Consider the following 13,323-nt stretch of genomic DNA (forward strand, 5'->3'; position numbering starts at 1 on the left):
CAGACTAACGCCGGTTGCCAACGGGCAGGCAGTCCAGGCAGGTCAGGCCTCATCCTGGGGACCGTCAGGCAGAACCTCCGGAGCGGTCAATTCCCGCAGATTGGCCTTTTCGGAATTGATCATATCCACCGGGTCGATGATCTTGGTCGGATCCAGGTTCTGCAACTTCCTGGCCGTGACCAGGACCCTGGATTCCAGCGAGGCGGCGAAATTGTTGTAGGCGGCAACGGTACTGGTGATGGACTTGCCCAACTTGTTGGCACGGTCGCCCAGTACGACGAACCGCTCATAGAGCTCATGGGTCAGTGTGAAAAGCGTCTTGGCATCATCGGTCAGGTTCTGCTGCTGCCAGGCATAGGCCACCGACTTGAGCACAGCCCAGAGGGTGACCGGGGAGGTCAGGGCCACTTTCTGCGCGAAGGCATCATCCATCAAGGTCGGATCCACTTCCAGAGCGGCCTGAAGGAGGGAGTCATTGGGTATGAAGGCCACAACGAAGTCAGGAGCCGTGTCGAAAGCGTTCCAGTACTGCTTGTCGCCCAGAGTCTTGACATGGTCGCGCAAAGCCTTGGCATGGGCCTTGAGGAGATCGTCGCGACGGCGGAGGTCGTCATCCGATGCAGTATCGGGAATCTCGCAGGCCCGCTGGTACTCCGAGTATGGGGCCTTGGCATCGATGGGTATGGTCTTGCCTCCGGGCAGGTGAACCACCATGTCGGGGCGAAGAGTCCTGCCATCCGGCGAGGTGACCACTACCTGGGTATCGAAGTCCACATGCTCCATCAGCCCTGCGGATTCGACGATGTTCTTGAGCTGCGCCTCACCCCAGGCCCCACGGACCTTGTTGTTGCGCAGGGCCGATGCCAGGGAGCTGGTCTCCTTATCGAGCCTGCCTTGCTGCTCCCCCAGGATCTTGAGCTGCTGCCCCAGGGAGCCCATCTCCTGCTTGCGGCCCTCCTCTATCTGAGAGACCTTCTGCTGCAGGGCATCCAGGTTCTTCTGTACCGGCGCCAAAGCGGAAAGGACCTTGCTCTCCTCCTGCAGAGCCTCGGCCTGTCTGTGGCGCTTTTCCTCCTCCTGGGCCTGGGCTCGGAGCCTCTCCCGATCCAGGCGGACCTGTTCAGCCTGCTGGGCCTGGGCCAGTTGGGACTTGACATAGGCCAACTCCTGGCTGAGTCCATCAACCCTGGTCCTGTATTCCACTGCGGCGGATTCCGACTCACGCAGTTCCTGCCGGGACTGTTCCAGCTGCGAGCGCAGATCTTCCGTCTCCCCCTCCCGAACAGGCAGGGGGGTCTGCCGACCCTGGGCCTTCCCGAGTGCATAGCCGACTGCCCCTCCAAGGACAAGCCCGACCAGGAGAACCAGAGCAAGGATGATTGCAGAACCTATAGAATCGAACATATGTTCTAGTAAACCCCATCTCATGGACCCGCCCGGCAGCATGTCCATATAGGAAGACCAGTGAGGTAATTAGTTTATTCGGCAAGGAACGGTCGGAACAGGGAACGCATTCCATGCAAAGAGGGCAAAATAGACATATCGGAGGCCCGAATCCGTACAGCGACGTCCGAAACAATAGACCATGACGAAGGAGAACCGGTGGGTATCGATATCTTTCTGGCGATAGTCGGTCTTGTTGCAGCCTGCGCTGCAACCTGGTTCATCATCCGGTACTTCCTCATGCCCTCGGGCAGCACGGATGCCAAGCAGGGGCAGGAGGGGGACGGGGGCGAGGAGCCGGCACGGGACGAATGGACCGATATGGGTCGCCGGATCGATGGACTCGATGCCGAACGCCACCACCTGGTGCGTCTGGCCATAATCAGTACCATCCTGACCGCCCCGGTCCTGATTCTGGACCTCTTCGGACGGTTCGCACCCGATGCCCTCCCCTCATGGCTGGCAAACCCTTGGATCCAGGCCATCCTGATCACCCCGGTCCTTTTCCACTGTGGACGCGGCATCATCCTAGACGGCTGGAGCGCCATACAGCATCGACGATGCACCCCCAATCTCCTGGCCACCCTGGCAACCGGCATCGCCTACCTGTACAGCCTGGCAACCTGCGTGGCCGGTTCCCTCCTGCCTGAGGGATCCCGATCCCCATACTTCGACGTAGTGGGCGTGGTAATCACCCTTCTCCTCCTTGCTCGGATCCTTGAGGTCAGGACCCACTCCTCCCTGGCCCGGTCATATGAACTGCTCGCACGGACCCGACCCGGCTCAGGCAGGGTGCTCGACACTACGGAACTCCAGGGACTGGATACAGACAGCGGGGACGAATCCTGGTCCGGTCTGACAGGACATCAGGTGGCCCAGGACGACATAGCCACCGGAAGCCTGCTCCTAGTCAGGCAAGGCGAGCGACTGGCAGACGACGGAGAGGTGGTGGCCGGATTCGCCACCATCGACGAAAAGGAGCTGACCGGCGCGGAGGCCCCCCTCAGGTACGGGCCTGGTGACCATGTGCTTGCTTCCACCAAACTGGTCGAAGGCAACCTGATCATCAAGGTCGAGGCATCGGGCAAGGACACCTATGTATCCAGACTCATGCAGGTCATTCCCGATGCCTTGACCGGCCGTTCTCCCGCTGTGCACACCATCGACCGAAAGATACACACCGCCATCGCCTGGATTCTGATTGCAACCGTCTGGACCTTGATGGCCTGGCTCCTTTTCGGCCCCGATCCCAACCTGGCACACGCCGTCGCCAGCGCCTTCTGCGTCCTGGCCGTAACCTGCCCGACGGCAGCCACCGTGACCGTACCTCTGGCGTTCAGAACGGCTCTGAATACCGGGATACAGAACGGAGTCCTCTTCACCTCACCCAGGGCCATGAGCAATCTGAGTCGGGTTGCGGCCGTGGCCGTAGACGATTCGGCCCTGGCTGATCAGTCAGACTCCTCCGATGGGGCACAGGTATGCGAGGAATCCCTTATCCGGGCGGCCACACACCTGCGCTCCCTGAAAGTCATGAGCCTGGTCCTGGACGGCACCAGGGCCGAAACGGACAAGGCATCAGGTCACAGCATCAGCGCACGCATTGAGCGCGCAGCCCGGGTTGCCGGAGTGGATATGCTGGTCACCCAGTTGTCTGATACCCGTAAGGCCTACTGTCTGGAACGGCTGATTCATGACCTGGGGAAGCATACGGGCGATGCCCCCTCCGATGGAATCGAAGACACGAGCCACACCCCCAGTCCGGACAGGCTGGTGGCCCTGGCCGCAGACAGCCACGACCAGCCCGAAGCCATGAAGAGGGCCCAGGTCCACATCTCCTTTGGGACCCGACCCGGGCGGGAATCCACCTCAGATACGGAACCCGACCTGATTCTGCGCAACGGAGACCTGGACGGCATTGCCCGCGCCATCGAACTGAGCCAAGCCACAAAGCGAATAGTCAAAGAGAACCTGACCTGGTCGACCGTTTACAACATCGCGGCGCTGATTGTCGCCTCAGGCGTTCTTTATCCGCTCTTCGGCTGGATGCTCAATCCGATGATCGCCCCGGCGGCAGCGGCCATTGCCGCCATCCTGCCTATGGCAAACACCCGCCGCCTGCACCATCTCCATCACCTTCGTCGAAGCTGGAGGGGCCTGGCCCAAATCGACACCGACCACCTGCCCACAGTGGCGGCGCGTCGGCCCCAGATCATCGTCGACAGCCAGTGGAATCCCGACAACCCCAACACCCGTTAGACCTGGCGATGGCATCCTGTTCTGATTCCGCATAGTAAAGGCCGGCACTCCGATAACAACTACGGAGTGCCGGCCTTCTCTTCGATTCGCCGCATCAGTCTTTCGGTGCGGAGTCCTGACCCCCATCGGGCGCGGCGTGCCTACCACGGCTCCCGTCCCCGGGAGCAGCATCCCCGTCGGTGGTGATGCTGCCGACGCTCACATCATCATCCACCAGGGTATCGGTGGGCCAGGCGGTCAGCTCCAGGTGCTCACCACCGGTCTGGTCGACCAGTACGGTGTCGCCGTCATGCACCTTGCCGGACAGGAGCATCCGCGCCAACTGGTCCCCGACCTCGGTCTGGACCAACCTACGCAGCGGGCGGGCACCGAAAGCAGGGTCATACCCCATGCTGGCGAGCCACTCCCTGGCCGAGTCGGATACATCAAGGGTGATTCTGCGGTCGGTCAGACGCTGGGAGACCTGCCTGACCTGGATATCCACGATGCCGCCCAACTCATCTCGGGTGAGCGGGTCGAAGATGACCAGCTCATCCAACCTATTCAGGAACTCGGGCTTGAAGTTGGCCTGAACCGCATCCAAGACCGCCTTCCGCTTGGCGTCCTGGTCCAGCTCATCCTTGATCAGGAACTGGGAACCCAGGTTGGAGGTCATGATCAGAATCGTGTTCTTGAAGTCCACGGTCCGTCCCTGCCCGTCGGTCAGGCGACCATCATCCAAGACCTGCAGGAGAATGTCGAAGACTTCAGGGTTGGCCTTTTCCACCTCATCGAAGAGGACCACCGAGTATGGCCGACGACGGACCGCCTCAGTCAGCTGACCGCCCTCCTCATAACCGACGTAGCCCGGGGCCGCGCCTATCAGCCGAGAAACGGAGGCCTTCTCCATGTACTCGGACATGTCGATGCGGACCATGGCCTTCTCGTCATCGAAGAGGAAGTCGGCCAGGGCCTTGGCCAGCTCGGTCTTGCCCACGCCGGTCGGTCCAAGGAACATGAAGGACCCGGTCGGACGGTCGGGGTCCGATATGCCGGCACGCGAGCGGCGAACCGCATCGGAGACGGCACGGATGGCTTCCTTCTGCCCGATTACCCTCTTGCCCAGGTAGTCCTCCATGTGCAGCAGCTTCTCATTCTCACCCTCCATGAGTCTGCCCACGGGAATACCGGTCCAATCGGAAACGATCTCGGCCACCGAATCGGCATCCACATGGTCGGGAACCATGGGTTCTTGCGCCGGACCGCCGACGGCGTCCGCCCCGTCCGGCTGAGATTCCTCCGAATCAGCAGCAGCCTTGGCCTTGTCCGCGGCGTTCTCCGCCTCGGCAAGCTCCTTACGAATGCCGGGAATCTCACCGTACAGAATCTTGGAGGCCTTCTCCAGATCGCCTTCGCGGGTGGCCTTGTCCGCCTCCACCCTCTTGGCATCCAACTGTGCACGGAGGTCGCCAACCTTGTTGTGCCCGGCCTTCTCCTGGTCCCAGCGACTCTTGAGCCCGACCAGCTTTTCGCGGGAGTCGGCCAACTCACCCTGGAGCTTTTCCAAGCGGTCATGGGATGCCGGATCGTCGGCCTTCTTCAGCTGCATCTCCTCCATTTCGAGGCGGGTGACCCTCCGCTGCAGCTCATCGATCTCCTCGGGCTGCGAATCCAGCTCCATCCTCAGATGGGCGGCGGCCTCGTCGACCAGGTCGATGGCCTTGTCGGGAAGCTGGCGGCCGGAGATGTACCGGTTTGACAGGGTGGCGGCCGCCACCAGGGCATCGTCACCGATGGTCACCTTATGGTGGGCCTCATACCGCTGCTTCAGACCACGCAGGATGGCCACCGTATCCTCCACGGTGGGTTCACCCACGAAGACCTGCTGGAAGCGACGCTCCAGAGCGGGATCCTTCTCGATGTTCTCGCGGTACTCATCCAGGGTAGTGGCCCCAATCAGACGGAGCTCGCCCCTGGCCAACATAGGCTTGAGCATATTGCCGGCGTCCATGGAGCCCTCGCTGGCGCCGGCTCCGACGATGGTGTGAATCTCATCGATAAAGGTGATGATCTGCCCGTTCGCACTCTTGATTTCGTTCAGGACCGCCTTGAGACGCTCCTCGAACTCGCCACGATACTTGCTGCCGGCCACCATGGAGCCGAGGTCGAGCGAAATCAACCTCTTGCCTTCCAAAGTGGTAGGAACATCACCGGCCACAATCCGCTCGGCCAGGCCCTCGACGACGGCGGTCTTGCCCACGCCGGGTTCACCAATCAGAACAGGATTGTTCTTGGTACGCCTCGACAGGATCTGCATGACGCGACGAATCTCCTGGTCCCGACCAATCACCGGGTCCAGTTTCCCCTCCTTGGCCTGGGCCGTCAGGTCGGTCGAGTACTTCTCCAAGGCCTTGTATGTGCCCTCGGCATCGGGGCTGGTCACCTTGGCGCCACCGCGCACATCGGGCGTCGCCTTGCGCAGGGCCTCAGGCGTGAGACCCGCCTGACGCAGGATGTCCGCGGCCTGACCGGGCACCTCCGCGATGGCGATGAGCAGGTGCTCGGTGGAGACGTATTCGTCCCCCATCTGCTGCATCTCCTTCTCGGCCTGGCTGATTGCCATGCTCAGTTGGCGGCTGGCCTGGGGCTGAGAGGCCGTCGACCCACTGGCCGAGGGCAGGGCCACAAGGGCATTGCGGACGGCGGCCCCTATCTGCTTGCTGTCGCCGCCGGCCGCCTGAATCAATCCACCAACCACTCCGGACTGCTGCCTGAGCAGGGAATCCAGCAGGTGAAGCACATCCACCTGGGGGTTGCCCGCCGCCGAGGCGGACTGAATAGCATCTCCAATGGCCTCCTGGGCCATGGTGGTGAAGTTCTGTTCCATGGTTGTCCTCCAACAATCTTCCGCATGACCCGTCGGAGCCGCCCGATCAGACCATGCTTCGGTCATATCTGCATTAATCAACCCACAGATGGACATACTTATTCCCAAAACTTGAGTCTATATGACTCAAGTTTTTTAAGTGAGTCAGATACAGAAAACGGGACCCCGTCAATCGAACAGGGTCCCGTTCACCAAGGAAGACGTCACACCGGATGAGGGTCATCCCGGCTGCGACCCAGGGCCGCCTGCAACCCCTAACAACCGATTCGGAAAATCGGCCTTACTCGTCGATGACCACGTTGCGCAGGTCACCGATGCCATCAACGTGGACAGTGGCCTCATCCCGCCCCTGCAAGGAACCTGATGCATTGGGGGTGCCGGTCATGATCACGTCACCCGGAAGCAAGGTGGCGAAACTGGAGATGAAGGCAATCTGCTCGGGGATGGAGTGAATCAGATTGGCCGTGGTACCGCTGGCCTCGGGCACCTCCTCGCCGTTGAGCCTGAAGGATATCCTCGCATCCCGGTAATCCAGATCGGTTTCAATCCAGGGACCGAGCGGGCAGGCGGTATCGAAACCCTTGCAGCGGGTCCACATGGGGTCATCCTGCTGGAGGTCGCGCAGGGTCACATCATTGACGCAGGTATATCCCAGCACGTAGTCCATGGCCTCGGCCTCGCTGACCTTGCGTGCGATACGCCCTATGACCACGGCCACCTCGGGCTCGTAGTTCATGTCCTTGCTGTAGGAGGGCTTGATAATCGGATCATCAGGGCCGATAACCGAGGTGGATGGTTTCATGAAGACCATAAGGCGCTCAGGCGGCTCCGGGTTCACAGCCTGACCCTTCTCCGCCATATAGGCGGCATGGGCCCGATAGTTCTTGGCGGCACCATATATCTTGGACGGAATGACCGGCGCCAGCAGGCGTACATTCTCGTCGTCCAGGGCATAACGCTTACCCGTGGGCTCCACCTGCTGCCCGGTCAGAGGGTACCCGCTCAGCTCAACCAGATAGTCCTTGCCGTCCTGCTTGTCCTCCTGGACGAAGGCATAGCGAGGAGTATTACCGATGGAAAAACGCGCTATTCTCATAGGGACAGTCTAACCCCTGGGAGAGTCCGTCGAGGAGGCCGGTCCACCCCTCAGATGAAAGCGCGCTGACCGAAAATGGCGGTACCCACGCGAACGATTGTGGACCCTTCGGCCACTGCATAGTCCAGATCGCCCGTCATGCCCATGGAAAGAGCGGTGCAGGAATCGGCCCCGGGCTCACCCGAGGACCGAATGGTGTCACGTAGGCCTCGCAGGTGGCTGAATCCTTGGCGAATCGTCACCTCGTCATCCACATGGGCTCCGATGGTCATGAGTCCATCCAGCCGTATCCCCTCCATGCCTGCCAACTCGTAAGCCAGGTCCAGGGCCTGGTCGGGGCCACAGCCCGACTTGGCTTCCTCGCCCGATTCGTTGACTTCGAGGAAAATGCCCTTGACCAAGCCCTTGGCCTGGGCACGGGAGGCTACCTTCCGCGCAAGCTCCAGACCGTCTACGGACTCGACCGTGTCGACATAGGGCAGGACCTTGTTGATCTTATTGGACTGGAGCTGGCCTATCAGGTGGAATCCCACGGTCTGTGAGCCGGACGAATCACCGCCGAGTCGCAGCCCCCTCTCGCGGCAGGACTCAATCAGCCCCTCGGCCTTGGCCGTGACCTCCTGGGGCCGGTTCTCCCCAATCAGATGGATGCCAGCATCGATGGCAGCCATGATTTCACCCACATCCCGGGTCTTGGTGGCCGCCAGGAGTGCGACCGACCCCTCGCGCCGCCCCGCCGCTTCTTCCGCCTTGGCGATTCGCTCAGCCACCTTCTTGACCCCGTCGGCAATCTGCACGGTCCGTTCCTGGCTGATGATCCGATTAGACAAATCCTTGTGGTCCATATAAGCGACCATGCCCCAGTACCTCCTCATATTCGGAAGCTTCGACTGAGGCCATGGTAACCAGGGGTTCCTACCACCGGGCCGAATCATATGCGTCCGCCGGGGAACCACCATCGACCCGTGAACACCGGAAATCAGGCCAGTTTGGAGGCTTCCGAACCAATCCCGGCCAGATTCGGCCCTTCGAAGTCAAGTCGACGGTCCTCCTGATTGCAGGCCAGTCTCTTCCATGTGAAGCAATCCAGTAGCTCCTGCGCACTTGCAGGCCCGGGATGGTCCAGAAGTCCAAGAAGCCAACCACAGACTCCAATCACCTGCCGTGCAGTCCACCCCTGTTCACGGAGGGTCTGCATATCAGGCGAGCCGAACCGCTTGGACATCCGCCTGCCATCCGCACCGTCTATCAGGGGCAGGTGGGCATACTGAACGGGCTGGGCGTCCATCCGCAGGTGGCTCCGGATCCAGGTCTGGATCGCCGTTGACCGCAAAAGGTCCCGCCCCCGCACAATCTGATTCACCCCCATGGCCAGGTCATCGACCGTGACGGCAAGCTGGTAGGAGACCAACCCATCCGCCCTCCTGATAACCACGTCACCCACATCCCGGGGCAGGTTGAAGGACCTGGCCCCGAATACCAGATCGTCAAACCGGCAGATGGCATCAGGACCAACAGAGTCGGCAGGAACCGCGATACGCAGACTGTGCCGGTCGCCCTGGTCCAACCGTTCCGCAACCACATCCACGGGAAGATTCCGGCAGGTTCCCGGATACACCAGGAATCCATCACCCTCATTGGGGGCCGAGGCCGCACGGATATCAGCCCGCGAGCAGAAGCAGGGATATACCAGGGGCTCGCCATCCGTCAAATGCTGGTCTTGCAGCACGTTCAAGGCCTGGTCATAGTCAGCCCTGCGCCGCGATTGATAGACCACAGGACCATCCCAGTCCAACCCCAACCAATCGAGGTCATCCATGATCCACCGGTCGGCGCCCTCGACCACACGAGGCCCGTCGATGTCTTCGATTCGCAGGCGCAACACCCCGGAAGCCCCAGAAGACCTGACACCCAACCAGGCCGCCAGGCATGCGTAGATGTTGCCCAGGTGCATCCGCCCGGTCGGCGAAGGCGCCAGCCTCCCGACAACCTGGGCAGAACCCGACCGGTTCAGTCCCGAATCTCCGTTCTGCATACCGCCATGCTCCCACGGCACCTCGTCATGGGAGAAGGCGGGGGCATATCGAAAGGGCCGCAGGCTGCGCATACAAATCGACGGCCTCCGCCCGTAGGCATGTTACGGGCGGTGGTATCGAATCAGAAGGTATCGAGCAGGTGGTCGATGTCCTCGAAGTGCTTGACCTCGGGGTGCCAGACCGGCTTGCCCCGGGCGATGACCAGCTGGGGATTGGCCAGGGTGCGCAGATTCTTGGCAGGATCCTCGGCCAGGACAATCAAATCGGCATCCTTGCCAGCCTCAACAGAACCTGTCACATCGCTGAATCCAAGGTTGCGTGCATTGACCTGGGTGGCCGAGTGGAAAGCCTGGGCGGGGGTGAAGCCCGCATACTTGACCATGTAGTCCAGTTCACGCCAGGTACCGTACTGGGGTACGAAGGTCATACCGGTATCAGTGCCGACGCCGACCGAGATACCATTCTCACGGCCTTGCCTGGCCCCCTGGACCATTCCATCAACGACCAACTCGGAGTTGCTGCGGACGATATCACTGACCCCAAGCTGGTCCTGAGGCAGTTTAATCAAGGGCAGACCCGCGCACAGGGTGGGGTCCAGACCCGAGAAGCCACGCAGCGAGCGCGGATTATCCAAGAAAAGCCCGATAATCTCGTCATCCATGGCACTGCCGTGTTCAATCGTATCCACACCGGCCTTCAGGGCGGCTTTGACACCCTCCGGGCTCTGGGCATGGGCGGCCACCAGAACGCCGAACTCATGGGCCTCATCACAGACGGCGGCCATCTCATCTTGGGTCATCTGAGGGCTGCCGGCCTCACCGACCTTGGTGGCATCGGTCACACCACCGGTTGCGGCAACCTTGATGGCGTTGACACCGTGGTCAATGTTCTCCCTGGTCCTGCGCCTGGCCTCTTCGGGTGAAGTGCACGAAAGGGAGATGAAGGGATCGCCGTGCCCACCCGGAATGGCCAGCAGGGGCCCGGCAGCAAGGATACGGGGACCTGTCACCTCTTCAGCATCGATCTTGTCGCGCAGGCGGACCCCCTCATAGCCGATATCGCCCAGGGTCCGAATCGTGGTTACACCAGAGTTCAGCAGGGCGGAGACGTTCTTCTTGATTCGGGCGTCCATGAGAAGCCTGCCCGCGGGACTGTGCAAGGCCTTCATGACCCCGTTGATCACACGAGGCGAAGTATTGCCACCGCCGGAAAGGGGCTTTCCATCGGCGAAAAGATGGACATGGGCGTTGATCAGACCGGGTGCCACGAACTTGCCGGTGGCATCGATGCGATGGTACCCCGAAGGTACATAGGCCAACTCGGTGGGGCAGACCTGTTCGATGCGCCCATCCGCCGACACCAGGATGGACATGTCAGTCTCAACGGTGCCCGCCTCGTCACCGGTCGCGATGCTGGCGTGTTCCAGCACAAACGGTTCACGTTCTTTCCTGCCTTGAAGACGCCCCATAGTCATACCTGCTTTCCATTTCTCCGGTGAACCAGCATAAGGAATCCTGTTTATGACCCATATTATCCGCGATATGGAAAACCACTCAAGAATGGTCCAAATGCATAGGTCCGCGTGCCCCATTCCGTCCTCCGTCACGCCAAACGCACCTATGCGATTTGCCACGAATACCTTCGCCTTATAAGTCACCAATTACTGCGTATGGTCCTACTCCAGCACACTTCCCTTTGCCCGGAGTGTTCTGTTTTTGCGCTTCACTCTGGTATACATTTGGTATACATTTCCGCCCCAATGAGAGGCTATGCAGATAAAAGAAAACCCTACAACCGTTGCGGCTGTAGGGTTTTGACTCTGTGCCCCCACGGGGGCTCGAACCCCGGACACGCTGATTAAGAGTCAGCTGCTCTAGCCAACTGAGCTATAGGGGCGTGTGGCACATAGCTGAGCCAAGATGTAACTATACACTGTTTTCCATACCGTGCAACACGGCGCGTCACCCGAAGTACAGGGATTGCCCGGCCTTTCCGTCCAGTGCGGAAAGGCCGGGCGTACTCTCACATCAGACAATCTTGGGCATGGGAGTGGTCAGGGAGGTGGTCAGGTTGACCTGGAGCAGACCGGCTCCAACATGGGGCTCAACCTTCTTCAGGGTGACCGTTCGCTGATCCTCCGGGGCTGTGTCGTCATCGGTCATGGTGGCCGGGGACTTGACCGCCACGATGGTCATATCCTCCAGGTTCACGCCAACCTGGGCACAGAGCTGTCTGGCCTGCCCCAGGGACTGGGCGAACCCGTCCTTCTCCACCACTCGGTTGCCGGGAACACCATAAGCGCTCCGAGCAATCCAGCAAATCTGATCCATCACGTCCATCCCATGATGGCTGACCGTATCCGCATCAGCGGGGGCAGGCGCTCCCAAAGCCTCGATAAGACCATCCAGTTGGTCCTCCAGGGCCTGTCCGCCATCGCGGAAGAGATTCCCCATAATGGGACTGCGGAAGCCCAAATCGGAAGCCGTATGGCGGAGCTGGCCCGCCTGGCCGTCCTCGCCCTCCCACAGGTTGATCATCGGGAAGGTGGGGATGCCCAGGCTCTCCAGACGGTTGACATGGAAGGGATAGCGCCACTGGAGCTTGGGATCGTCACGCCAGGTGGTGGCCCGGGTGACGACAACCGCAGCGGCGGGCCATTGGGCCCCATACTCACGGGCGGCGATATCCAGCCACTTCTGAGCTCCGGCATCAGCCCCGTATCCGGCCTCGACGATGACCACGTCGTGTCGGGCACAGGCCATCTGAACACTGACCAGGCTGGGGATACCGATGGAGACGTTGGCGAAGGGGCCGCAGTGCACGTAGACAGGGGAACCCTGGAGGGTTTCGGTGTAGGCGGGTTTGACGGCATCGGTCAGGATACCGGTAATCCTCCAGAGATCGATGAAGTCACCGAACCTGACGGGCTTCCCATCCAGGGTGCCCGCCACCATGGCGGCGACCCGTTGCCCGATCTCCTCCATGCTCCGGGAGAGGACCACTATCTGCATCAGCTCGCAGGTGGGGGTCAGAACGGTCCGCTCGGACAGGTTCCCCTTGCCGCGATCCACGGCAATCTGGCGGAGGGAACGAGAAGGAACCTCGGATACCCTGGGCACCAGAACCGTGTCGAGCCTCCCCTCGTCAACGGCCTTCTCGGCAAAGGAGACCAGAAGATTCTGGGCGGACTCGATGGCGGCCATCTCACCGCACAGACCCCAGTCCACCAGCTCCGGATGGGTCAGCGAGGCCTTTCCGCCACCGGATGCACCCCCCTTGGATCCTGCCGCCGTGATACCCATGCTGGGCTGACGCAGGACGGCGGCCGCATCCACACCCCTTGCCCGCAGGGCATCGATAAGAGCGATGGTGGTGGTCGTCTTGCCCTCGCCGCGCGAGGCCTTCAGGGGGGTATCCGCGGTGACCAGGATGACCTTGCCCTCTTTGCGCGGCTGGTCGGGATGCTCCTGAAGATCCTTCAGATAGCCGAAGGCATCAATCTTGCTGAACAGCCCATACGGTCTGACGTAATCCTCGAAATCGGTCATGATTTCCTCCTCCTTGCGCCGTGTCGTCGTGGCATTGGCGGCGGCGGACTTGTTCGCTTCTCTTCTCGTATCGGA

At 61.1% G+C, this 13,323-nt stretch carries 8 protein-coding genes and 1 tRNA gene; 1 reads left to right on the forward strand and 8 read right to left on the reverse strand.

The features are described from left to right. Positions 1-42: 42 nt before the first annotated feature. The gene (rmuC, locus tag H3V08_RS05925) at positions 43-1,404 is read right to left on the reverse strand and encodes a DNA recombination protein RmuC (protein WP_198181902.1); all 1,362 of its coding nucleotides are present in this window, start codon (positions 1,402-1,404) and stop codon (positions 43-45) included. A 198-nt stretch (positions 1,405-1,602) separates the two neighbouring features. Here rmuC and H3V08_RS05930 point away from each other — a divergent pair, with 198 nt between their 5' ends. Then, on the forward strand, positions 1,603-3,702 hold the full coding sequence (locus H3V08_RS05930; protein ID WP_198181903.1) for a P-type ATPase: 2,100 nt from the start codon (positions 1,603-1,605) through the stop codon (positions 3,700-3,702). A gap of 94 nt (positions 3,703-3,796) precedes the next feature. Here H3V08_RS05930 and clpB read toward each other — a convergent pair whose 3' ends face one another. From clpB to H3V08_RS05965, 7 genes are all read right to left on the reverse strand, one after another. After that, positions 3,797-6,568 carry an ATP-dependent chaperone ClpB gene (gene clpB, locus H3V08_RS05935; RefSeq protein WP_198181904.1) on the reverse strand — a complete coding sequence of 924 codons (2,772 nt, stop codon included), beginning with the start codon at positions 6,566-6,568 and terminating at the stop codon, positions 3,797-3,799. A gap of 280 nt (positions 6,569-6,848) precedes the next feature. Next, positions 6,849-7,664, reverse strand: coding sequence for a fumarylacetoacetate hydrolase family protein (locus tag H3V08_RS05940; RefSeq protein WP_033491162.1), 816 nt, complete (start codon positions 7,662-7,664; stop codon positions 6,849-6,851). 50 nt (positions 7,665-7,714) lie between these two features. After that, on the reverse strand, positions 7,715-8,521 hold the full coding sequence (locus H3V08_RS05945) for a YggS family pyridoxal phosphate-dependent enzyme (RefSeq protein WP_033491161.1): 807 nt from the start codon (positions 8,519-8,521) through the stop codon (positions 7,715-7,717). 122 nt (positions 8,522-8,643) lie between these two features. Then, the gene (gluQRS, locus tag H3V08_RS05950) at positions 8,644-9,699 is read right to left on the reverse strand and encodes a tRNA glutamyl-Q(34) synthetase GluQRS (protein WP_198181905.1); all 1,056 of its coding nucleotides are present in this window, start codon (positions 9,697-9,699) and stop codon (positions 8,644-8,646) included. 122 nt (positions 9,700-9,821) lie between these two features. Next, the gene (locus H3V08_RS05955; RefSeq protein ID WP_442859360.1) at positions 9,822-11,168 is read right to left on the reverse strand and encodes an amidohydrolase family protein; all 1,347 of its coding nucleotides are present in this window, start codon (positions 11,166-11,168) and stop codon (positions 9,822-9,824) included. Positions 11,169-11,522: 354 nt separating this feature from the next. Beyond that, positions 11,523-11,596 (reverse strand) — tRNA-Lys (locus H3V08_RS05960). A gap of 131 nt (positions 11,597-11,727) precedes the next feature. Next, the gene (locus tag H3V08_RS05965; RefSeq protein WP_198181907.1) at positions 11,728-13,248 is read right to left on the reverse strand and encodes a formate--tetrahydrofolate ligase; all 1,521 of its coding nucleotides are present in this window, start codon (positions 13,246-13,248) and stop codon (positions 11,728-11,730) included. Positions 13,249-13,323 lie beyond the last annotated feature (75 nt).

It is taken from the genome of Bifidobacterium sp. M0307, assembly GCF_016100445.1.
GTDB classification, from domain to species: domain Bacteria; phylum Actinomycetota; class Actinomycetes; order Actinomycetales; family Bifidobacteriaceae; genus Bombiscardovia; species Bombiscardovia coryneformis.

What these genes read in the sequence shown, in the direction of transcription:
- clpB (WP_198181904.1), bottom strand. Translation starts at nt 6,568, where the DNA reads ATGGAACAGAACTTCACCACCATGGCCCAGGAGGCCATTGGAGATGCT.
- H3V08_RS05965 (WP_198181907.1), bottom strand. Translation starts at nt 13,248, where the DNA reads ATGACCGATTTCGAGGATTACGTCAGACCGTATGGGCTGTTCAGCAAG.
- H3V08_RS05940 (WP_033491162.1), bottom strand. Translation starts at nt 7,664, where the DNA reads ATGAGAATAGCGCGTTTTTCCATCGGTAATACTCCTCGCTATGCCTTC.
- H3V08_RS05945 (WP_033491161.1), bottom strand. Translation starts at nt 8,521, where the DNA reads ATGGTCGCTTATATGGACCACAAGGATTTGTCTAATCGGATCATCAGC.
- gluQRS (WP_198181905.1), bottom strand. Translation starts at nt 9,699, where the DNA reads ATGCAGAACGGAGATTCGGGACTGAACCGGTCGGGTTCTGCCCAGGTT.
- rmuC (WP_198181902.1), bottom strand. Translation starts at nt 1,404, where the DNA reads ATGTTCGATTCTATAGGTTCTGCAATCATCCTTGCTCTGGTTCTCCTG.
- H3V08_RS05955 (WP_442859360.1), bottom strand. Translation starts at nt 11,168, where the DNA reads ATGGGGCGTCTTCAAGGCAGGAAAGAACGTGAACCGTTTGTGCTGGAA.